The sequence below is a fragment of the Streptomyces sp. NPDC055749 genome, from assembly GCF_053617235.1.
The window spans coordinates 111,328-132,826 of the sequence record NZ_JBSHFH010000005.1 but is presented as its reverse complement, the minus strand read 5'-3'; the positions used below and the strand labels follow the sequence as shown (position 1 = coordinate 132,826).

The 21,499-nt window shown below is 70.8% G+C and carries 15 protein-coding genes; 11 read left to right on the top strand and 4 right to left on the bottom strand.

What is annotated here, in order from left to right; genetic code table 11:
* Nucleotides 1-42: 42 nt before the first annotated feature.
* Nucleotides 43-1,431, bottom strand: a complete 1,389-nt coding sequence (lat, locus tag ACWGO0_RS05705) for an L-lysine 6-transaminase (RefSeq protein WP_453528470.1) — start codon at nucleotides 1,429-1,431, stop codon at nucleotides 43-45.
* Between the two features lie 291 nt (nucleotides 1,432-1,722).
* Here lat and ACWGO0_RS05700 point away from each other — a divergent pair, with 291 nt between their 5' ends.
* From ACWGO0_RS05700 to ACWGO0_RS05680, 5 genes are all read left to right on the top strand, one after another.
* Nucleotides 1,723-2,940 carry an aminotransferase class V-fold PLP-dependent enzyme gene (locus tag ACWGO0_RS05700; RefSeq protein ID WP_453528467.1) on the top strand — a complete coding sequence of 406 codons (1,218 nt, stop codon included), beginning with the start codon at nucleotides 1,723-1,725 and terminating at the stop codon, nucleotides 2,938-2,940.
* A gap of 61 nt (nucleotides 2,941-3,001) precedes the next feature.
* Nucleotides 3,002-4,537, top strand: coding sequence for an L-piperidine-6-carboxylate dehydrogenase (amaB, locus tag ACWGO0_RS05695; RefSeq protein ID WP_453528464.1), 1,536 nt, complete (start codon nucleotides 3,002-3,004; stop codon nucleotides 4,535-4,537).
* Nucleotides 4,538-4,589: 52 nt separating this feature from the next.
* Nucleotides 4,590-6,053, top strand: coding sequence for an MFS transporter (locus ACWGO0_RS05690; protein WP_453528461.1), 1,464 nt, complete (start codon nucleotides 4,590-4,592; stop codon nucleotides 6,051-6,053).
* Between the two features lie 210 nt (nucleotides 6,054-6,263).
* Complete coding sequence (locus ACWGO0_RS05685) at nucleotides 6,264-10,235, top strand: SGNH/GDSL hydrolase family protein (protein ID WP_453528458.1); 3,972 nt, start codon at nucleotides 6,264-6,266, stop codon at nucleotides 10,233-10,235.
* Nucleotides 10,236-10,315: 80 nt separating this feature from the next.
* Nucleotides 10,316-10,720, top strand: a complete 405-nt coding sequence (locus ACWGO0_RS05680; RefSeq protein WP_453528455.1) for a hypothetical protein — start codon at nucleotides 10,316-10,318, stop codon at nucleotides 10,718-10,720.
* On the opposite strand, the gene ACWGO0_RS05675 is transcribed toward ACWGO0_RS05680, so the two are convergent.
* Entirely contained in the window at nucleotides 10,699-11,835 is a 1,137-nt protein-coding gene (locus ACWGO0_RS05675) for a P1 family peptidase (protein WP_453528452.1), read from the bottom strand. The genes ACWGO0_RS05680 and ACWGO0_RS05675 overlap by 22 nt on opposite strands.
* A 180-nt stretch (nucleotides 11,836-12,015) precedes the next feature.
* On the opposite strand from ACWGO0_RS05675, the gene ACWGO0_RS05670 reads away from it, so the two are divergent.
* Nucleotides 12,016-12,696, top strand: coding sequence for an NUDIX hydrolase (locus tag ACWGO0_RS05670; RefSeq protein ID WP_453528449.1), 681 nt, complete (start codon nucleotides 12,016-12,018; stop codon nucleotides 12,694-12,696).
* A gap of 27 nt (nucleotides 12,697-12,723) precedes the next feature.
* Here the strand turns inward: ACWGO0_RS05670 and ACWGO0_RS05665 are convergent, their stop codons facing one another.
* Nucleotides 12,724-13,572 carry an enoyl-CoA hydratase/isomerase family protein gene (locus ACWGO0_RS05665; protein ID WP_453528446.1) on the bottom strand — a complete coding sequence of 283 codons (849 nt, stop codon included), beginning with the start codon at nucleotides 13,570-13,572 and terminating at the stop codon, nucleotides 12,724-12,726.
* A gap of 8 nt (nucleotides 13,573-13,580) precedes the next feature.
* Nucleotides 13,581-14,372, bottom strand: coding sequence for a phytanoyl-CoA dioxygenase family protein (locus tag ACWGO0_RS05660; RefSeq protein WP_453528443.1), 792 nt, complete (start codon nucleotides 14,370-14,372; stop codon nucleotides 13,581-13,583).
* A 306-nt stretch (nucleotides 14,373-14,678) separates the two neighbouring features.
* On the opposite strand from ACWGO0_RS05660, the gene ACWGO0_RS05655 reads away from it, so the two are divergent.
* The 5 genes from ACWGO0_RS05655 to ACWGO0_RS05635 are packed head-to-tail and all read left to right on the top strand — an operon-like array spanning nucleotide 14,679 to nucleotide 21,485.
* Nucleotides 14,679-16,127: a B12-binding domain-containing radical SAM protein gene (locus ACWGO0_RS05655; protein WP_453528440.1), complete on the top strand. Its 1,449-nt coding sequence runs from the start codon at nucleotides 14,679-14,681 to the stop codon at nucleotides 16,125-16,127.
* A 2-nt stretch (nucleotides 16,128-16,129) separates the two neighbouring features.
* Complete coding sequence (locus ACWGO0_RS05650) at nucleotides 16,130-17,554, top strand: aldehyde dehydrogenase family protein (RefSeq protein ID WP_453528437.1); 1,425 nt, start codon at nucleotides 16,130-16,132, stop codon at nucleotides 17,552-17,554.
* Nucleotides 17,555-17,592: 38 nt separating this feature from the next.
* Complete coding sequence (locus tag ACWGO0_RS05645) at nucleotides 17,593-18,702, top strand: AMP-binding protein (protein ID WP_453528434.1); 1,110 nt, start codon at nucleotides 17,593-17,595, stop codon at nucleotides 18,700-18,702.
* A 1-nt stretch (nucleotide 18,703) separates the two neighbouring features.
* Complete coding sequence (locus ACWGO0_RS05640; RefSeq protein WP_453528431.1) at nucleotides 18,704-20,110, top strand: asparagine synthase-related protein; 1,407 nt, start codon at nucleotides 18,704-18,706, stop codon at nucleotides 20,108-20,110.
* On the top strand, nucleotides 20,082-21,485 hold the full coding sequence (locus tag ACWGO0_RS05635; protein ID WP_453528429.1) for a B12-binding domain-containing radical SAM protein: 1,404 nt from the start codon (nucleotides 20,082-20,084) through the stop codon (nucleotides 21,483-21,485). The genes ACWGO0_RS05640 and ACWGO0_RS05635 overlap by 29 nt, the downstream gene beginning before the upstream one ends.
* Nucleotides 21,486-21,499: the final 14 nt, after the last annotated feature.

Below are 21,499 nucleotides of genomic sequence, written 5' to 3'. Positions count from 1 at the left end.
CAGGTCGGACAGGGACGTACACGTGGTGCTTCAGGCGGTGGGTCAGCCGGTGGGCTCTGTGACGCTGAGCGCCAGCGCCTCCAGGGCCTGGTCGATCTCGCTCTCGGTGATCGTCAGCGGCGGGCGGAAGCGCAGGCTGCGGTCGCCGCAGGGCAGCGCGATCACCTGGTGCTCCACGTACATCCGGCGCAGGACCGCGTCACGGAACCGGGTGTCGGGCAGGTCGACCGCGCGCATCAGGCCGCGGCCACGGGCGTTGGTCACCACGTCGGAGTGCTTGACGGCGAGGGCTTCGAGGCCGTCACCGAGGTAGGTGCCGAGCCGGCCGACGGTCTCGAAGAGCCGGGTCCGCTCGATCGTCTCCAGGATCCGGGTGGCACGGACCATGTCGGCGAGGTTGCCGCCCCAGGTCGAGCTGATGCGGGACGAGACCGCGAAAACGTTGTCAGGGACCTCGTCGATCCGGCCGCCGCCCATCACACCGCAGACCTGGGTCTTCTTTCCGAAGGCCACCAGGTCGGGGGTCAGGCCCAGTTGCTGGTAGGCCCAGGCGGTGCCCGTGATTCCGCAGCCGCTCTGGACCTCGTCGAGTACGAAGAGGGCGTCGTACCGGCGGCAGAGCCGCTCCATCGCCTGGAGGAAACCGGCACTCAGATGGTTGTCTCCGCCCTCGCCCTGGATCGGTTCGGCGATGAAGCAGGCGATCATCCCGTCGGCCGCGACGAACGCCTCCTCGGCGGCCCGCAGCGCCTCCCGCTCGGCCTCCTCGTTCGCCCTGGCGTGCTCGGCGAGCGGATGCCGGAGCGCGGGCGACGGGATGCGCGGCCAGGAGAACTTGGGGTACCGGGTGGTCTTGGAGACCTCCGTGTTCGTCAGCGACATGGTGTAGCCGCTGCGGCCGTGGAAGGACCGCTCCAGGTGCAGGACCTTCAGGCCGTTGACGGCGTCGTCGTCCAGGCCCAGCTTCTGCGCCTTCCAGTCGAAGGCGGCCTTGAGCGCGTTCTCGACGGCCAGCGCCCCGCCGTCGACGAAGAACAGGTGCGGCAGCGCCGGGTCCCCGAGCACCCGGGCGAAAGTCCTGACGAACTCGGCGTACGGAATCGTGTACAGGTCCGGGTTCGACGGCTTGTTCGCCGCGGCGGCCGCAAGCTCGCGCATGAACGTCTCGTCGCCGGTTATGCAGGACGGGTTCATGCCGAGCGGCGCGGACGCGAAGAAGGAAAAGAGATCGAGATAGCGATTCCCGGTGACACCGTCGACGAGCCAGCTCCCCGAACTCTCGGAGATATCGAGAACGAATCCGTACCCGTCCACAAGAACGTGCGGTTCGAGCGCGCGATGTACGTCCCCGGCCTTCAGGGACTCCTTCTCAGGAATTCCGCCGCCGGGAATTCTTTCTTTTTCACCCGTTGTTGACGTTGCCACAGACATTGCGTCTCCCAGTGTCGTCCTCGGTGAAACCGGAGAGGCGTAACCGCGGCGCACTCCCAGGTCAGCGCACCAGTTCTAGGACCAGAAACTCTTGATGTTCTCTTCTCCAGCTCTTGTGGTGGACTTTCGGACGAGTGCTGTCCGATAAGGAACAGTGCCGAAGAAGAGGTATGGACAGAACCAGGAGGATGTCTACACTGACCTGGCCCGTCCTCAGTATGTAACGCATGAAAGCATTTGGTTTGCCTTTTCAGTTGTCTATGCCATTGTCTATGGGCGGGAGAACGCCACATGACAGGTACCGACTGGGCCGGTGCCCGTGAGCAGATGCTGCTCGACCCCACCGTCGTCAACCTGAACACCGGCTCCGGCGGGCCGCTGCCCCGTCGCGTCTTCGAGCGCGTCACCGCGCTGCGCGGCCGGCTCGCCCACGAGCCGATGGACTTCCTGCTGCGCGACGTACCCCCGCTGCTGTGGCGGGCCCGCGAGTCCCTGGCGGCCTTCGTCGGGAGCGAGCCGCACCGCCTGGCCCTCACCACCAATGTGACCGCCGCCGTCAATCTGGTGGCGTCCTCGCTGCGGCCGGACGCGCCGGGCGAGATCCTGATGAGCGACCACGAGTACACGCCGATGCGGTGGTGCTGGGAGCGCATGGCCCGGGAACAGGGCCTGACCGTACGGACGTTCCGGCTGCCGGAGATGCCGGACGGCCCCCAGGAGATCGTCGACGCCGCGGTCGCCGCGATGAACCCGCGGACCCGGCTGCTCTTCTTCAGCCACGTCGTGTCGCCGACGGGTCTGGTGATGCCGGCCGCGGAACTCTGCGAACAGGCCAGCCGGCGCTCCGTCCTGACCATGATCGACGGCGCCCACGCACCGGCGTTCACCGACCTGGACCTGGCCGCACTCCCGTGCGACTTCTACGCGGGAAGCGGCCACAAATGGCTGCTGGCCCCGACCGGTGTGGGTTTCCTGCACATCGGCGAAGGGCAAGAGGAGACCCTGCGGCCCCCGCAGGTGAGCTGGGCCTTCCACCCCCCTGCCGACAGCGGCCCGCCGGACGCGCGCAACCGGTTCGGCAGCACCCCCCGCCTGCGCAGACTGGAGTGCGAGGGAACGCGGGACATCTGCCCGTGGCTCACCCTGCCGGAAGCCATCGGCTTCCAGGCGGAGCTGGGACACGACAGGATCCGCTCGCGCATGCGTGAACTGACGGACTACGCACGCCAACGCCTCACCGGCTGGTACGGACTGGAGCCGGCCACACCGGATTCGGCGGAGCTGTCCGGCGGGATGGTGGCGTTCCGTCTGCCCGGAGGTACGGACGCGGACGGACTGCGCAGGGACCTCTGGGAGCGCTTCCGGATCGAGTCGGCGGTGGCCGAGCGGCCGGACGGGCCGCCCCTGATCCGGGTCTCGGCGCACTTCTACACCACCGAGGCCGAGATCGACTGCCTGGCGCAGGCGCTGAAGGAGTTGCAGGACCGGGGATCAGTACCCCGGACGTAGTGGAAGCTCCGGGTGCCGCCGCGAACCGGCCGGCGCCCGGCACGATCGACCAGGAGTCGGCATGGTTACCGCAGTCAGCAGCACCGAAGACATACGCGCCCGGGCGGAGAACGCCCTGACCAGGTGCGGAGTCGAACTCGCCACGGTCAAGGGGGACGCCCTGACCGCCCGTACGCCGGTCACGGGGCAGGACCTGTTCGGTCTGCGCGCCGACACCCCGGCGGACATCGACCGGGCCGTCGAGGCGGCGCACACCGCGTTCCTCGACTGGCGGACCACCCCGGCGCCGGTGCGCGGCGCGCTGGTCAAGCGGCTCGGCGAACTGCTCACCGAACACAAGGAGTACGTGGCCGACCTGGTCACCGTGGAGGCCGGGAAGATCCGCTCCGAAGCACTCGGCGAGGTGCAGGAGATGATCGACATCTGCGACTTCGCGGTGGGCCTGTCCCGGCAGCTCTACGGCCGCACCATGCCGTCCGAGCGCCCCGGCCACCGGCTGATGGAGACCTGGCACCCGCTGGGTGTGGTCGGCGTGATCAGCGCCTTCAACTTCCCGGTCGCCGTGTGGGCGTGGAACGCCGCGGTGGCCCTGGTCTGCGGTGACACCGTGATCTGGAAGCCGTCCGAGCTGACCCCGCTGACCGCGCTGGCCTGCACCGCCCTGCTGGACCGCGCCATCGCCGAGACCGGCGCCCCGGCCCACCTCAACCAGGTGATCCTCGGCGGCGCGGAGGCAGGGACGCAGCTCGTGGACTCGCCGCTGGTGCCGCTGGTCAGCGCGACCGGCTCGACCCGGATGGGCCGCGAGGTGGGCCCCCGGGTGGCAGCCAGGTTCGGGCGCACCATCCTGGAGCTCGGGGGGAACAACGCGGCCGTGGTGACCGCTTCGGCCGACCTCGATCTCACCCTGAACGCCGCCGTGTTCGCGGCGGCCGGCACGGCCGGCCAGCGGTGCACCACGCTGCGCAGGCTGATCGTGCACGCCGACGTCGTGGACACCGTCGTCGAGCGGCTCGCCGCCGCGTACCGAAGGCTCCCGGTCGGCGACCCGTTCCGCGAGTCGACCCTCGTCGGGCCGCTGGTGAACGAGGCGGCGCACGCCAGGATGCGCGAGTCCCTCGACCGGGCGGTCCAGGAGGGCGGCACCGTGGTCGTCGGCGGTGAGCGCCAGCTCTCGGACGCGGCGCCCGCCGCGGGTTACGTACGGCCCGCCCTGGTGCGGATGCCCGCGCAGACCGCCGTCGTCCGCGAGGAGACCTTCGCGCCCATCCTGTACGTCCTCACCTACCGGGACCTCGACGAGGCGATCCGGCTGCACAACGACGTACCGCAGGGGCTTTCGTCCGGGATCTTCACCGCGGACCAGAGCGAGGCCGAACGGTTCATCGCGGCGGACGGCGCGGACTGCGGCATCGTCAACGTCAACATCGGCACCTCGGGGGCCGAGATCGGCGGGGCGTTCGGCGGCGAGAAGGAGACCGGCGGCGGCCGGGAGTCCGGCTCGGACGCCTGGCGCGCCTATATGCGCCGCGCGACCAACACGGTGAACTACTCGGGCCGGGTGGCCCTGGCGCAGGGGGTCGACTTCTCCCAGTAGTCCGGCGGAGACGTACGGCACGGTCCTGGCTGAACGGCTCCCGGGGAGGGACATGCGCGGCGGAACCACTGCCACGTCGACGCTCGCGTTGGCGTGTGCGGCACAGTTCATCGTTCTGTTCGACGTCTCGGTGATCACCGTCGCGCTTCCTTCGATGCAGGAGGAGCTCGGCTTCGACCCGGCCAACCTCCAGTGGGTCGTGAGCAGTTATGCCCTGGCGTTCGCGGGGCTGCTGCTGCTCGGAGGCCGGCTGGGCGATCTGTACGGGCACCGGCGCGTCTTCCTCGTCGGCCTCTCGGTGTTCGTCGTCGCCGGGACGGTCGGCGGGCTCGCCTCCTCGCCCGCGATGCTGATCGGGGCGCGGGCGGCGAAGGGCGTCGGGGCGGCCGTACTCGCCCCGCTGGCCCTGACCATGGTGACCACCACGTTCCCCGAGGGGCCGCGGCGGACCAGGGCGCTCGCGATCTGGACCGCGGTCAGCCTGGCCGGCGGGGCGTCGGGCAACCTCTTCGGCGGCATCCTCACCGAGTACCTGTCCTGGCGCTCGGTGCTGCTGATCAACGTGCCGATCGGGATTCCCCTCCTCCTGCTCGCCGCCCGGCTGCTCAAGGGCCGCACCGCTCCGCCTCGGCGGGTCCGCCTCGACCTGCCCGGCGCGGTGCTGGCCACGGCGGGGCTCGCCCTGCTCACTCTCGGCATCGCCCAGGCCCGTACCCACGCCTGGACCGACCCGGCCACCGCCCTCCCGCTGGCGGGCGGGATCATCGCCCTCGTCGCCTTCGTGGCGGTCGAGAAGTGGTACGCCGCCCAACCCCTCGTCCCCCGGGGCCTGTTGAGGCTGCCCGGGGTCGGCTGGGGGAACGTGGGGATGATGCTCGCCGGAGCGGGCTTCCACATCCCGATCTGGTACTTCCTGACCCTCACCATGCAGGGGGTACTGCACTACAGCGCCGCGCAGACGGGCCTGGGGTTCCTGCCGCACACGGTGGTGATGCTGCTGGTCGGGCTGTTCCTGACCCCGTATCTGATGCGGTACGTACAGGCCCGCACCCTCATAGCCGCCGGTGCGCTCGTCGCCGCGGCGGGCTTCCTGTGGCAGAGCGGCATCGGTCCGGACAGTGGTTACGTCGACGGAATACTCGGCCCGGCCGTGGTGATCTCCTTCGGCGGCGGCCTGGTCAGCACCCCGCTGACCCTCACGGTCACCTTCGGGGTCGGGCCCACCGAGGCCGGGGCCGCTTCCGGACTGGTCAACACCTCACGGCAGTTCGGCGGGGCGTTCGGCCTCGCCGTCCTGCTCACCCTCACCACCACCGGTGGCGCCGCCGGGCCGCCCGGCGCCCTCATGGAGAGCTACGGAAACGCGTTCCGGGCCATGGCCGTGATCCTTGTCGCGCTCGCCGCGATCGCCCCCCTGCTGCCCGCCCAGCGGCACCTGACGCGCAGAGGTCAGGAGGCACCCGCGCAGGGCGCGGAAGTGCCGAAGGAAGGAGAGCGGCAGAAGAGCGCCAAGTGACACGATGGCTCGGACGAACCGAAATCAGCTGCGGTCGAGGTCTGCCGGCCTCCCGCCCTCACGTCAAGGTCTCCGCCCCCAGGGAGCCTGCCTCGTGTGCATGCGGGTGCCGGTTGCCGGGTGCGGTCACGCGCCCGGGAACCGGGCGCGAACACCCAGGTAAAGGACGGGAAGTTGAGACGCAGCGTATTAAGACGTGCGCGTGTTTCGGTGGCCGCTGTCGTCGCTGTCGCGGTGGCCTGCGGAGTCGGGACGACGCAGGCCTTCGCGGACGCGGTACCGCCGGGAGCGGCGAACGGCTGGTCCGCGCCCACCGCGCCCTCGGCCAAGGGGACCGACCCGGGCTTCAGGCCCGCCGCGGTTCCCGCCAAGAAGCGCGCCGAGGTGCTGGGCGCGGACTACCGGTCCTCATCGGACCGGGCGTTCACCACATCGGGTGACGGTTCGGGCTTCCATGTGATGGTGGCCGACGAGAAGAACGGCTACGGGTGGAAGACCGCCGCCTCGCTGTCCGAGCCGGGCTTCGACACGGACGCGTGGATCGGCAACGCCTGCCTGACCGGGTCGGGCCGGTACGCCGCCGTGGCGTACGCCCCCCGTACGTTCACGAACAAGCCCGACCTGATGAGCCGCGGCGCGTTCACCGCCGTCGTGGACCTCAGCAACGGTGAGGTGCGCAAGCTGCCGTTCCAGGCCACGCTGGCGTACTTCTCCCCGGGCTGCGGTACGGGCGAGGACGTGGTGTTCTCCCAGTTCACCGACGAGAACTCCTCGAAGAAGAACGAGACCCGGCTCGTCAGGGTCCAGGCCCGGACGGGCAAGTCCGCGAAGACAACGGTGCCGGGTCAGGCGACGTCCGCGGTTCCGGTGGGCGGCGAGATCGTCGCCGCGCGCGGCCGGCAGGTCGTGAAGATCGACGGGTCGACGGTGCGGACGGTGGCCCTCACCCACGCCCCGCCGTTCCAGTTCAAGCCGGACGCCGACGGTGGCGTCACCTTCATCGACCGCCTTCCCGGCGGCAGGGCGGGATCCTCCGCCGACGACAAGGCCGCTGTCTCCCGGGTCAGCGCGAGCACGCTGAAGACCGCCAACAGCAAGGGCAGGGCCACGAAGCTCGCCGAGGGCGGGCTCAGCCGGTTCGACATCGCACGCACGCCGTCGGGTGCGGTGTACGTGACCGGTGAGGCACGCAGCAAGGGGACGCTGCCCTCCGCCGTCCGCAACCCGGGCGGCATCGCGAAGGACGCGCGGATCTCCAGCTCCGGCGCCGCCGCGGTGACCACGGCATGGGCCGACGGCAAGGACTCGCGGATCAAGGCGCAGGACGCCGCCTCACCGCGCGCCGCCAGGATCACCCTCAAGGCGCTCGACACGGGGAAGATGACCGTTCTGGACGCCGCGCCGGGCAACCGGATCGGCGACGAGAGCGCCCAGCGCGCCGCGACCGCGCAGAGCCCGGCCCTGGGCGCGGCCCCGAAGTCCGGCGGAGTGTCGACGATGGCCACGCCCATCGACACGGACCGCACGTGCTCGGTGCCCAGGAACGACGTGAAGAAGCAGGCGTTCCAGCCGACTCCGCGGCAGATCGAGTGGGCCGTGGACCAGGCCGTCGTCGGCAAGCTCAACCTGAGCGCGACAAGGGCCTCGAACTGGAAGAACACCGGCATGGCGGGGTACGCCCCGCAGTCGATGTTCCCCCTGACGCCCCTGGCGGGCGGCAGCGGTGCCGACTGGCACGTACCCGCGCAGGTGATGCTCGGCATCACCGCGCAGGAGTCGAACATGTGGCAGGCCACCCGGTACGCGGTACCGGGCGTCTCGGCCAACCCGCTGATCGGTAACTTCTACGGCATCGAGTACTCCTCCGACGGTGAGCAGAGCGACCCCTGGCTCATCAACTGGAGCAAGTCCGACTGCGGTTACGGCGTCACGCAGGTCACCGACGGCATGCGGCTTCCGGGCAAGGGCCAGCCGACGAAGACGGTGGCGCAGCAGGAGGCCATCGCCCTCGACTACGCCGCGAACATCGCGGCGGGCGTGAACATCCTGATCGAGAAGTGGAACCAGACGCGCGCCGACGGTCTCACGATCAACGGCGGCGACCCGAAGTACATCGAGAACTGGTTCTACGCCCTGTGGGCGTACAACAGCGGTTACTACACGCAGGCTTCGTCCGGCACCACCTCGGGCAAGTGGGGCGTGGGGTGGACGAACAACCCGGCGAACCCGCTGTGGAAGGAGAACCGCACCCCGTTCCTGGAGGACGCCGGCGGCTACGACGACTACAGCCACGCCGCGCACCCGCAGGACTGGCCGTACTCGGAGAAGGTCATCGGCTGGGCGGCACGCCCGATCTCGGCGATGTTCAAGCCCGGCGACTTCCAGCCCGGTTACCGGGCCGCCTGGTGGACGTCCGTCGCCAACCGCACGACGGCCAAGCCCCCGATCAGTCAGTTCTGCGACAGCAGCAACGACTGCAACCCGTCGAAGATCGGCACCGGCGCGACGAACAACACCGGCGGTGGCCCCTGCCTGCTGCCGGGCGACCCGAGCGAGTCGGACCCGCTGTACCTGAAGTGCTGGTTCCACAAGTCCGTCACCTGGAAGAACTGTTCCAGCAGCGCCCAGTGCGGGCACCCGCTCCACCGGTTCGACACCACCTATCCGGAACAGCCGGACGAGAACTCCTACCCGCCGCGGTGCGCGCACGGTCTGCCCACCGGGACGAAGATCGTCGACGACGTCGCCAACGGCGTCACCCCAGTGGGTTCATCGGGGCGCTCGTGCGGCGCGGTGTCCTCGTCGGGGTCGTTCAACTTCGACTTCGGCACCTCCTCGTCCCGGATCGATCTCCATCAGATCGGCGCGGCGCACGGAAACCACTTCTGGTTCACGCACACCAACAAGAACGGCACGGCCGATGCCACCCGGCTGAAGACCACCGGTACCTGGACGCTGGGCACGGCGGACCGGGGCTGGATGCGTGTCTGGGCACATGTGCCCGACCACGGGGCGCACACCCGCCAGGCCGCCTACACCGTGGGCGGCACCAACTCCACCAGCCCGAAGCGGGTCAAGCCCCAGCGGGTCCTGGAGAACAAGTGGGTGTCGCTCGGCGCGTTCAACTTCACCGGCGTGCCGACCGTGGCGCTGTCGAATGTGACGGAGGACGGCAAGGGCACGGAGGACGTGGCGTGGGACTCGGTCGGCTTCGAGCCGCTGGGTGCCAAGCCGACCAACCAGGTCGTCGCCATGGGCGACTCGTACTCCTCGGGTGAAGGCGCATCCGACCCCGGCGGCGACGACTACTACACCGAGTCCGACTACTACAACGCGCAGCAGCCGGACACCGAGAACAACTGCCACCGGTCCAAGCACGCCTGGTCGCGCCAGGCCACCCTGCCCGGCTACGGCAAGTCCATCGGGCAGATGGCCGACGACCGCGACAAGATCATGGACTACCAGTTCATCGCGTGTTCCGGTGCCCGGTACTACAACATCCTGAACAAGGGCCAGAACAGCGAGCTGCCGCAGATCCAGCAGGGCTATCTCGACCAGAACACCACGCTGGTCACCCTGTCGGTCGGCGGTAACGACGCACGGTTCGCCGACATCGTCCAGGAGTGCATCACGGCCGGCACCGTGTGCAACAACAACTCCATCGGAGCCGTCGATCCCGACAACGGGAGCGAGACCGGCGGCGAGACAGGGCCGCTGGACGTGTGGGCTCCGAAGTGGCTCAACGAGCAGATCAGGCCACGCCTGACCGGCATGCTCAACGAGCTCCACAAGAAGGCGCCGAACGCGAAGATCGTGCTGATGGGCTACCCGAGGCTCCTTGAGGGCGTCGGGGGCTGTGTCCTCGGTATCGGTACCGAGGAGGCGCCGTGGCTGAACAGCATGGCGGACACACTGGCCGCTGAGATGCAGGGCGCGGTCAACGACGCCAACAGCCTCTACAACGCGAAGGCGGTGTTCTCCGACCCGCGCCAGGAGTTCGCGGGCAAGGCGATCTGCGGTGATCCGGAGACGGTCCACGGCATCGTGCTGTCCGGTCACGCCAAGGCGGACGCGAGGGACCCGGACTGGCTGCCGGGCAACATCGCGCCGTCGATGAAGTCGTTCCACCCGAAGGTCCCGGGTGCGCGACTGTACGCCGACAGCCTGCAGAACACGCTGTAGGGACGTAGCGACGCAAGAACGGGCGGGGACCTGAGTACGTGTACTCAGGTCCCCTGCCTGTGCCATGAAAGGCTGAAGGTATGACGATTACGGCGAGAGTCCGTACCGCTCGTGGGGTGAAGGGCGCTGTCGTATCGGCGGCAGCCGCCACCGTCTGCTACCTGATCTGGTCGGGCGGCAGGGAGTGGGCGGCAGGGGTGCGGAACGCCGATCCGGACGCGGTCTTCTCGGGTGCCATCGAATCCGTACTGGCGCTGATCGCCGGGGTGGCGTTCATGCCGGTGCTGCTCTGGGCCGGGATGCGCGCGTTGCGCGAGCGGGGCAACCATCTGCTCGTCATCGCCGGCACCGCGGTGTGGTTCTTCATCGGCGGCCATGTGGTCGAGAACGCCGTGGACGGCGCCGGCATGGCTGTGTTCCTTGGCCTGTTCGCCGTGCTCGGCGGTCTGCTGGCCCTGGTCGGTCAGCCGTACAGGTCCCGGTAGGAGGGGAAGTCGCCGCCCGGACCGTCGACGCCTTCGGCGGCCAGGGCCGCGTGCACCACGGCGCGGGTGAGCACATCGGCCCCGGCGGCGAGGATCGCGTTGAGTTCCATGGCTTCCAGGTGCGCGCCCCATCCGGAGCGGTCGGCCGTCCCGTCGGGCGCCTCCGTGCTCTCCGGCACCAGTGGCAGGCGCCCGGTGGACAGCGCGAAGACGGTGTCGCCGTCGGTGAGCAGATGCACCGGCCGCACCGCGCGGGCCAGTCCGTCGTGGGCGGTGCCTGCCAGCTTCTGCGCCTGCGGACGGGTCAGCGTCGCGTCGGTGGCGACCACGGCCAGTGTGGTGTTGAGCGGCTGCGCCCCGCCCGTCTGCCGCCGCCGGGTCTCCTCGCGGGCCGCTGTCAGCCGTTCCTGGGCCCGGGTGTGCCGGGCCTCGTCCGGGGGCGTGGTGGACAGCCCGCGGGCCAGGAACTCGTCATCGAGTCCGGTCCGGGCGCCGTAGAGGATCCCGGTAGCGGGATCGATCAGCGAACCGGCCGCGTTCACCACCGCGAGCGCCGCCACCGTCGCCCCGGACGGCAGCACCACGCTCGCCGTACCGACGCCGCCCTTGACGCCGCCCGCCACAGCGCCGGCGCCCGCGCCGACGCCGCCCTGCGGCACCGCGGCGCCCTCCTGCGTACCGTCAGCCGCTTCGACGGCCGCGCGTCCGAGGCCCGCGTCCGGCCTGGCCCGCCACCGCCCGCCGCGCCCGAGGTCGAAGAGGGCGGCGGCGGGAACCACCGGGACGACCTGTTCCGGGCCCGGCCCCACCCGGAAGCCGCGCCCCCGCTCCTCCAGCCACCGGGCCACGCCGCCCGCCGCGTCGAGCCCGAAGGCGCTGCCGCCGGTGAGCACCACGGCGTCGATGCGCTGCACCAGGTTGCGGGGGTCGAGCGCGTCGGTCTCGCGGGTCCCCGGGCCGCCTCCGCGCACGTCGACGGCGGCCACCGCGCCGCCCTCGGGCGCGAGGACCACGGTGACGCCGGTCAGCCAGCCGTCCCCGGTCCGGTCCGCGTGGCCCACCCGCAGCCCCGCCACATCCGTGAGCGCGTTCATCGGACCCTGACGCACACTCATCCGCAGTCCTCCCCGAGACGCCCCTTCGGCGCGATCACCTCACGGTACCGGCCTGTCTACGGCCTCTCGGCAGTCATGCCCCGGGCGCATCGCGGTGCGCCGAAAAGGGCATGACCGATTCCCCGCCAATGCCGGTGGAGACCGGGGCCGAGGACCTACCGCTCCCCTACGCTGGCGGCCGTGGCTCTCGATACGGGACATCAGCCCAGCCCCCAAGTGCCCTCCTGGCTCGCCGATCTGGCCGATCTCGCCGGCCGGGACAGTGCTCCGGAACTGGAGCGTTACGCCGCGCGGGGACCGGAATCGGGCAGGTCGTCCGCCGTCCTGGTGCTGTTCGGCGAAGGGGCGGACGGGCCCGATCTGCTGTTCCTCCGCCGCTCCGGCGCACTGCGCCACCACCCGGGGCAGGTGTGCTTCCCCGGCGGCTCCGTGGGATCCGGGGACCGGGACGCGGTGCACACCGCGCTCCGCGAGACCACGGAGGAGGCGGGCCTCGACCCGGCGGCCATCCGTGTCGTCACACCGCTGCGACCGCTGTACCTGGCCTGGAGCGGATTCTCGGTCACGCCCGTGCTCGGCTGGTGGGATGGCGGCACCACACCGGCGAGCGACGGCAGCGAGATCGTGTCCGTGCACCGGGTTCCCGTACACGAGCTCGCCCATCCGGGGGCAAGGCTGCGGGCACGCATGACGACGGGCTACACCGGGCCCGGCTTCCTGACCGGGGAGCTGTTCCTCTGGGGCTTCACCGCCAGCATGGTCGCCTGGCTGCTGCGGCTGGCCGGCTGGGAACGACAGTGGGACACCAACCGGGTCGAGGACGTGGAAAACATCAAGCTCCGTTACGGGTACACCAGTTGAGCCACCCCCGGTCGCGGCGCGCCGGGGTCAGCCCGTCTCGCCGCGCCGGGCCGCGCGCTCGCGCTGGCCCTCGCGGAAACCGTCCACGGGGCCGGTGGAGCCGCGCATCAGGGCCAGGTACTCGCGTGTCTCCACCTTCACCGCCTCTTCCACGGAGACGCCGAGACCGCCCATGACGGCGGCCTTCAGATGGCGCAGGCAGTCGCCCGGCATCGCGGCGAGCGTGGCGGCGAGCGCGGTGGTCTCCTCGCGCAGCCGGTCCTTCGGTACCGCCCGCAGGGCCAGACCCGTCGACACGGCTTCGGCGGCCGACAGCCAACGGCCCGTCAGGAGCATCTCCATCGCGGGCTGGAGACCCATCTTGCGCACGGCCCGGTGCGAGGCGCCCGCGCCCGGCATATGGCCGTACGGGGTGTGGACGTCGCCGATCCGCGCCTCCTCCGAGATCAGCACCAGGTCGCAGGCCATGGCGAGTTCGAAGCCGCCCGCCCGCGCCTTGGCCTGCACCATCGCGATCGTCGGCATGGGCAGCCGCTCCAGGGCGAACGCCACCCGGTTCATCCGCGCGAGGTAGACCTCGAAGATCTCGGTGTCGCCCTTGTCGCCCGCCAGCACCTCGCCCAGGAACCCCAGATCGCTGCCGATGCAGAAGGCCCGGTCCCCTGCGCCGGTGAACACGAGCACCTTGGTGACCCCGTCGTCCGCCACCCGGGCGAAGGCGTCGATCAGCTCGTAATGCATGCGCTCGTTGGTGGCGTTGAGCCTCTCGGGCCGGTTGAGGGTGACCCAGGCGATGCCGTCGGCGCGTTCGAGCAGGATCGTCTCGTACGAGTCCGGGTGAAGACCGGCGGGACCGGCGGGCGCGGTGTCGGGCATCGAACCGTTCACCGGATGAGGTCGGCGGCGAGCGGGTAGTCGGTCATCGGCCGGCCGCGCACCGTCGTGTCGGCCCGCACGAAGACCAGCGAATAGGCCCGCCGCGGCTGGTCGGTGAGGTTGGGGCCCGAGCCGTGCAGCGTGTTGATGTGGTGGACCAGGGCGCTGCCCGCGGGGATGGGGTACGGCACCGTCTCCTGGTCGGTCACCGCCTCGACGAGGACGGCGCCCTCCTCCGGGCGGATGTGCTCGACCCGGCCCAGGCGGTGGGTGCCCTTCACGTAGTGCACACAGCCGTTCTCCAGGGTGGCATCGTCCAGGGCCATCCAGATGGTGACGGCGTCCGGCGGGTCCAGGTGCCAGTAGCGGTTGTCCTGGTGCAACACCAGGCGGCTTCGTTCGCCCTTGCCCGCGGGCTTGTAGAAGGAGTGGTCGCGGAAGAGCCGTACCGGCCCGCCGAGCAGCGCCTCCACCCGGGGCACCAGGTCGGGGCGGCGGATCTGCTCCTCGCACACGGGGTCGTTCTGCCAGATGCCGATCTTCTGGAGCAGCGCCCTGTCGCTCGGCCTCTCCGTCGTCTCCGACAGGTCGAGGACCCCGTCGGCGGGCTTGTCGCCCTCGGCGAAGAACGTCCGCTCCATGGCCGCGCGCAGCGCGATCACCTGATCAGGCGTCAGGACGTTGTCCCAGCGGATCACTCCGTCCCGCCAGAACGTCTCGCGGTCCGCCGCCGGGTCCGACGTCACGGTCGTCACGTCCGTCACGTCCGCTGCTTCGGCCGGTCGCTGGAAAGCGGTCATCGGTACCTCTCAGAGCGCGTGCAGGGTCATGTCGATCTGCTGAACTCCGCAGCGATGCTGCCACAGCGCCGGCGCCCGGCACAGAAGCCTTTGGCGCATCGCCGCGATGCGCCTACGGCATGGCCGGAGGCGGGGCAGGCGCCCATGCCACGGCAGTGCGGGGGCGACCCGTTATTGGCATTGGACGGCGCCGGAGGCCCGTGGTGGTCTGGACGTTCGCCGGCCACAGGCCCCGTGTGCCCACAGGCTTCGGCGGTCAGCCGAACCGCGCCTTGAGGACTGTCCACTCGCAGGAGGCAGACAAGCATGCAAGTTCTTCTCGTGAACGCTCGCCGGTCGGCGTATTCAGGGGAGTCGATCTCCGCACCGCAGTTGGGGCTGCTGTCCCTGGCCGCCGTACTGCGCGAGGGCACCTTCCACGACACCGTGGGCACCGACGTCCACTTCATCGACGACCAGCTCTTCGTCCTGCAGAGGCCGCTCGCCACGCCGAACGAACCGCTGCGCGGCTACAACCCGGACATCGTCGGCATCCAGGTGCTGACCTCCAGTCTCAAGAACGGCGTCAAGCTGGCCTCCGAGGTCAAGCACCACCACCCGAACGCCCTGACCGTGCTGGGCGGTGTCGGCGCGACCCCGCTGGCCCGTCAGCTGGTCGAGGACGGCTCCGCCGATGTCGTCGTCAAGGGCGAGGGCGAGGTCACCTTCTCGCACCTGGTCCACGAGTTCGGCAACAACGGCCGCAAGAACCTCCACAAGGTGCGCGGGATCGTCTTCCGTGACGACGACGGCAAGGTCGTCGAGACGCCCGCCGCCCCGCAGGTGATGCGTCTGGACAAGCTCCCCATGCCGGCCCGCGACCTGGCCGACATGGAGCGCTACCGGACGATCTCCCGCGGCCGCGCGGGCAACGTCGTCACCGCCCGCGGCTGCTCGTACGCCTGCGCCTACTGCTACTCCAAGCACCAGTGGGGCGTCGGTCAGCGCCGGCACAGCGCGGGCCGGGTGCTGGCGGAGATCCGTGAACTCGTCGAGGTGCACGGCTTCGACCGCATCCGGATCGAGGACGACGACTTCGTCGAGGACGTCCCGCGTATGCAGGAGCTGTGCCAGGCCATCGAGGACTCCGGCCTGCAGGGCAAGTTCGAGTGGGAGGCCAAGGCCAGGCCCGACCTGATCGACGACGACATGGCGAAGATGCTGCGCAAGTCCGGCTGTTTCCGCCTGCTCGTGGGCGTGGAGACGCTGGACTGGTCGCTGCTCAAGCGCCTGGGCCGGCCGGTGAAGGTGGCGGTGACCGAGCGCGCCCTGGACTCCCTGGGCAAGGCCGGGATCGGCACGCAGGCCACGATGATCCTGGGCATCCCCGGCGAGACCGACGAGGCGATGCGCTCGACCATCACCTGGCTGCAGGCCCGGCTCGGCGACAACCCCCACGACATCGTGTCGCCCTGCTTCTTCGTGCCTTTCCACGCGGACCTGGAGAAGGACATGGCGAAGCGCGTCGAGTTCACGGTGGAGACCAGCGACACCGACTGCTACACCGGGCACGTCCCGGTGACGTCGAGTCCCGCGGCCTCCATCGACGAGCTGTGGAAGCTCTACGACGACATGACCCCGACCCGCAAGGACGGCCAGTACAAGCGCATCGCCTTCCTCGCGAACCTGAAGACCGTGCAGACGCGCCTCGGTCTGATGGACGGCGGCGCACCGATGGCCAAGGAGCCCGCGGCCCTGGTCCCGGAGGTCCAGTGACGATGCTCACGACAGCGGCCGGGGCGGCCTCCCCGGCTGTCCCGGGCACTGCGGGGCCGCTGGACGTTCCGGCGTACTCCGGCTCCCGTCCGGTGATGTCGAACCGGCCGGGTCAGCTGCACGACGGTGCCGGGCGGCCACTGGCCCGGCTGGGCAACGCCGGGCGGCTGGTGCAGTTCGGGATGGCGCAGGAGGCGGAGAAGACGGCCCGTGTGCTGCGCGGGATCGACGACGACGCGTGGTTCGGACTGCTGCGCGGCGCCGCGGGCCTGCTCACCGGGCGGCTGGACGGCGGGGAGCTCGACCCCTGGCTGCGGGCGCTGTCCGCGGCGACGGGCCTGCCTCTGCGGCGGGCGGCGCGCGGACTGCGTACGGTCGCCGACGATCTGGGCCGGATGGAGGAGATCCTCGCCGCGCAGTCCCCGGACGGGACCGTCGCCGCGTACCGGACCGGTGGTGACGACCCGCGGTGGAGCTGGCGGCCCGCCGGGCGGTCCGTGCATGTGCGGGTGCCCGACAACTTCCCGACCATCGGCGTCGAGTGGCTGCAGGCTCTGGCCGCACGCCGTCCGGTGCTGCTGAGCACCTCCACCAGGGACCCGTTCACCGCGACACTGCTGACCGAGGCGCTGTACGCGGCCGGGCTGCCGGACAACGCGGTCTCGCTGGTGCACGGCGACGCGCCCGCCCTGCGACGGCTGGCCGACCAGGTGCTGTGGCCCGGTGAGGAGGTGCCGTCCGACCTGGCGCCGGGGAAGGTGAAGACGTACCACTACGGCAGGAGCCGGGCGCTGGTCGGCGCCGACGGGCCGAAGGACGCCTGGGAGCGGCTGGCCCGGGAGGCGTTCGCCGGCTGCGGCCGGCTGTGCACCAACATCAGCTCCCTGGTCGTGCTCGGCGACGCCGAGGAGGCCGCGGGGCAGCTCGCGCGGGAGTTCGCGGCCCGTCCGGTGCTGGCGCTCGACGACCCGTCGGCCTCGGTGCCGGCGTTCCCGGACCGTGCCGTGCGGGACGCGCTGGCGACGCGGATCGAGCGGGAGATCGCGGCGGGCGCCGTCGATGTCACGGAGGCCGCCACCGGGGTGCCGCTGCGGGTGGATCTGGACGGCGTGGCCTATCTGCGTCCCACCGTGCTGCTGCTGGACGCCGGTTCGCCGCTGTTCGGGACGGAACTGCCCTTCCCCTTCACGGCGGTCGCGCATGTCCCCCGCTCGAAGGCGGTCGCGGCCTGCGCGGGTTCGCTGATCGTGTCCGTGCTGGGCGAGGCGGGCGGACTGGTCCGGGCGCTCGCCGAGGAGCCGGGCGTCGACAAGGTCTTCGGCGGCGAGGACTTCGACCGCGGCTACGACCCCCGCGATCCGCACGAGGGGTATCTGGCCGACTTCCTGTTCAAGAAGAAGGCAGTTCTGCCGGGCACCTCCGCGTGACCGGCGGCAGGAACAGCATCAGAGAAGAGGGATCCGCCATGCCAAGTCCGAGCGAGTCGGTGCTCCGTCCGATCACCGATGACGACGTCTCCCGGACTGTCCGCCTCCACTTAGACCCCCGGCATGGCACCCCCTACTGGCTGGAGCGGGACCGGCGCCTGGGCACCAACGCCCTGGAGAAGGTCCACAGCCTCCAGGACGCCATCACCCTGCTCGGGCTGACGGACGGCGCCGACCAGATGCACTACGAGGAGGCGTCGCGGCGGATCCCGCTGGAGAACTTCGTCCCCCGTTCGGTGCTCGGCGGGGGCGGCCCGCTGTGGGCCGCGCAGACCGGCGGCACCACCGGGCCCGCCAAGCACGGCACCTGGGGCAGGCGTTACTGGTCGGACATCCTGGAGTTCTCCGACGAGTTCCTGGACCTGCACGGAGTGCCGAGGAACACCAACTGGCTGTTCATCGGACCGATGGGCCCCCACACCACCGGCCGCCTCGTCGTCGCGTTCGCGGAGCGCCGCGGCGGTATGTGCTTCTCGATCGACCTCGACCCGCGGATCGTGAAGATCTTCGGCGAGGAGGGCATGACGGCAGCGTACGACCGGTATGTGCGGCACATCTGGGACCAGGTGGCCGAAGTGGTCAGGGCGCAGGACATCGGGGTGGTCTTCTGCACCTCGCGGCTGCTGGACATGCTGCCCGAGCGGCTGGGCACCGAGGCGCTGGTCGGGGTCCGGGCCATCGTGCACGCCGGTACGACGATGGAGCCCGACGCCCACCGCCAGTTGCGCGAGGAGGTGTTCCCCGGGGTGCCGGTCGTCGGCATGTACGGCACCTCGACCACCGGCATCAACTGGCAGAAGCCGTTCGAGGCGGAGGACGGCCACCGGGTGGTCTACGTACCGTGCCAGCCGCATGTCGCGCTGGACGTCATCGACGAGCACGGCGCCGAGGTGCCGTACGGCGACGAGGGCCGGGTACGGGTCTGGCGGCTGACCGACGACGCGCTGGTGCCGGGCTTCCTGGAGCGCGACCGGGCCCGGCGGGTGCGCCCGTACGGGGTGGCCGCCGAGCGCTACCCCTGGCCCTGGCTGGGGGACCCGTACTCCCCGGAATTCACCGAAGGACGACGCGTCGAAGGGGTGTACTGACATGGCCGGTTTCCTGCTGCGCTGCCACTCGGGCCCGGTGGAGTTCCAAGCCCTGGGCACGGGCCGTGGACTGAGCACCCTGGTGCTGCGCGACGGCGCTGACGCGCTGATCGTGCACGGCGACCGGCTGAGCGAGGAGGCCCCGCCGGTCCACGCCCCGCTCGACGAACTGCTGTCCTGGACCGAGCGGTGCTACGCGCGCTACTGCGCGGTGCTGGTCCGCGAGGGCCGGGTCACCCTGTGGAGCGATGTGGGCGCCACCTGCCCGCTGCACTACGCGCGCGGCGCCGACGACACCCTGCTGATCGCCACATCGGCCGGGGCGGTGCTGCCGCTGCTCGCCGGCTCCCCGGTGCTCGGCGGCGCGGCACAGGCCCTGCTGCCCGGCGGACGCTTCGCCGGCGTGACGGCCGTCCCGGCGAACACCGCGGTGACGCTGCCCGTCGACGCGTACGGCACCGAGCCGGTCGCCACCCGACAGGTGCGCGGGCTGCCGGACAGGCCGACGGCGACCGACCCTCGGGAGGCGGTGGCGGCCGTACACGGGGCGCTGCGGTCGTCCGTGGGGCAACTGGCCGCCGGTGTCGACGAGATGGGCGTCATGCTGAGCGGCGGGGTGGACTCCTCCACGGTCGCGGCGCTCGCGGCCCGGGAGACCTCCGGGGCGGAACTGCACACGTACACCGTGGGCACGCCGTTCGGCGACGAGTTCGAGCAGGCCGCGTGGTTCGCTGAGCGTCTGGGCAGCAAGCACCACGAGCTGATGTTCGGCCCCGACCAGCTCACGGAGCTGCTGCCCGGCATGATCCGCGCGCTGGAGACCTGGGACCTGCTGACGCTCCAGATCGCCGCGCCCGCCTGCTTCCTGCTGAACACCATGGCCACCGACCGGCGTCAGGTGCTCCTCTCCGGTTACGGCGCCGACCTGCTGTTCGCCGGGCTCGGCGGCACCGGCGGCGAGGCGGACATCGAGCGCGCGGTGGTCGCGCAGACCGCCGCGACGGCCCGGAGCAACGAGTTCGGCCCCGCCTTCGCCGACGCCCGCGACATCGTCGTCCGCTACCCGTACTGGACGCGCGAGGTCATGGCGACGGCCCTCGGCATCCGGGGGCGGCTGAAGGTCCGCGAGGGCACGGCGAAGTGGGTGCTGCGCAGCGCCGCCGCCGAGGTCCTTCCCGCGGAGGTCGCCTGGCGGCCCAAGCGAGGCATCCACGAAGGCACCGCCATGAGCCGGATGTTCGCCGCCGCACTCGGCGGCGAGGACCTCCGCGCCCAGACAGAGCGGCTGCACGCCATCGCGACCTCCGTCTTCTGCCAGGACGGGCCGTCGGCCCGGGGCACCGGCACGGGGAACGGGACCAACGAAAGGGAGGGATCCGATGAGGGTCTTGCTGGTGTGGCCTCGTAACGAACGGGCCCTCCTCAGTGACCGGCTGAGCTGCTGCGAGCCGCTGCCGCTGGAGTATCTCGGCGGCGCGCTGCGCGGCGACCACGACGTGACCATCCACGATCTGCGGCTGGACCCGTCGCTCGAGACGTACGCGCAGACGCACGAGCCGCCCGATCTGATCGGTGTGGCCATCCCGTACACGACCAGCGTGCACGTCTCGCGGGAAGTGAGCCGGGAGGCGCGGCGGCTGTGGCCGGACGTCCCGATCGTGCTGGGCGGGCACCATCCGACGGTGTCGGCGGAGTGGCTGAACGGCTTCTCGGCCGACTGGATCGTCGCCGGTGAGGGCGGTGCGGCGCTCAGCCATCTGGCCGCCGAACTGGAGGCGGGCCGCTCCCCCTCGCCCGTGTCGGGCCTCGCCCCGTACGACGCGCGCACCGGTCTGGAGCGCGACCGCCGCCCCAAGCCGGCGGCGCTCAACAACCTCCCGATGCCCGACCGTTCACTGCTCTCCCACCACCGCGGGGACTACTTCCACTCGGTGTACCGCCCGGTGTCGCTGATCCGCTTCACCGCGGGCTGTCCGTACACCTGCAAGTTCTGTTCGCTGTGGCGGATGACGGACCGGCGCTATCTGGTCAAGGACATCGACCGGGTGCTCGCGGAGATGGCCGACATCGAGGGCCGGAATCTGTACGTCGTGGACGACGAGGCGTTCATCCAGCCCGGACGGATGCTGGAGCTGGCCGACGCCATCGACAAGGCCGGCTTCCGCAAGCGGTTCCACATGTACGTACGGACCGACACCGCGCTGCGCAGGCCCGATGTGATCGCCCGCTGGGCCGAGGTCGGTCTCGACTCGGTGCTGGTCGGCGCCGAGTCGATGACCGACGACGAGCTGTCGGGGTACCGCAAGGGCACCGACCCGGGCCAGACCCGGCGGGCCCTGGACATGTTCCACGCCAACGGGGTCAAGGTGCGGGCCAACTTCATCGTGCAGCCCAACTGGCTGGACGAGGACTTCGCCCGGCTCAGCCACACCGTGGAGGAACTCCAGGTCGACATGCCGAGCTTCTCGGTGCTGACCCCGCTGCCCGGCACGGATCTGTACGACGAGAGCCGTTCCCAGCTGATCAGCGACGATCCGGAGCTGTTCGACTGCTACCACGCGCTGTTCCCGACCCGGCTGCCGCTGGAGACCTTCTACCACCGGCTCGCCGACCTGCTGGCGGGGGCGAGCGCCCGCGCCACACCCGGCGTGACCTCCGGCGCCGACCCGTCGGTCTTCTACTACTCGGACGACAGCGCCTTCGACGAGATGCTCCGCGCCATCCGCGGCGGCGCGGACTGGTCGCGCCCCTGGGAGCCGGAGCGCGTCCCGACCACGAAGTAGACCGGCCCGGTACA

Excerpts from the sequence above, each read along its gene's own strand:
- lat (WP_453528470.1), bottom strand. The coding sequence starts at position 1,431 with ATGTCTGTGGCAACGTCAACAACGGGTGAAAAAGAAAGAATTCCCGGC.
- ACWGO0_RS05700 (WP_453528467.1), top strand. The coding sequence starts at position 1,723 with ATGACAGGTACCGACTGGGCCGGTGCCCGTGAGCAGATGCTGCTCGAC.
- amaB (WP_453528464.1), top strand. The coding sequence starts at position 3,002 with ATGGTTACCGCAGTCAGCAGCACCGAAGACATACGCGCCCGGGCGGAG.
- ACWGO0_RS05690 (WP_453528461.1), top strand. The coding sequence starts at position 4,590 with ATGCGCGGCGGAACCACTGCCACGTCGACGCTCGCGTTGGCGTGTGCG.
- ACWGO0_RS05680 (WP_453528455.1), top strand. The coding sequence starts at position 10,316 with ATGACGATTACGGCGAGAGTCCGTACCGCTCGTGGGGTGAAGGGCGCT.
- ACWGO0_RS05675 (WP_453528452.1), bottom strand. The coding sequence starts at position 11,835 with ATGAGTGTGCGTCAGGGTCCGATGAACGCGCTCACGGATGTGGCGGGG.
- ACWGO0_RS05665 (WP_453528446.1), bottom strand. The coding sequence starts at position 13,572 with ATGCCCGACACCGCGCCCGCCGGTCCCGCCGGTCTTCACCCGGACTCG.
- ACWGO0_RS05660 (WP_453528443.1), bottom strand. The coding sequence starts at position 14,372 with ATGACCGCTTTCCAGCGACCGGCCGAAGCAGCGGACGTGACGGACGTG.
- ACWGO0_RS05655 (WP_453528440.1), top strand. The coding sequence starts at position 14,679 with ATGCAAGTTCTTCTCGTGAACGCTCGCCGGTCGGCGTATTCAGGGGAG.
- ACWGO0_RS05650 (WP_453528437.1), top strand. The coding sequence starts at position 16,130 with ATGCTCACGACAGCGGCCGGGGCGGCCTCCCCGGCTGTCCCGGGCACT.
- ACWGO0_RS05645 (WP_453528434.1), top strand. The coding sequence starts at position 17,593 with ATGCCAAGTCCGAGCGAGTCGGTGCTCCGTCCGATCACCGATGACGAC.
- ACWGO0_RS05640 (WP_453528431.1), top strand. The coding sequence starts at position 18,704 with ATGGCCGGTTTCCTGCTGCGCTGCCACTCGGGCCCGGTGGAGTTCCAA.
- ACWGO0_RS05635 (WP_453528429.1), top strand. The coding sequence starts at position 20,082 with ATGAGGGTCTTGCTGGTGTGGCCTCGTAACGAACGGGCCCTCCTCAGT.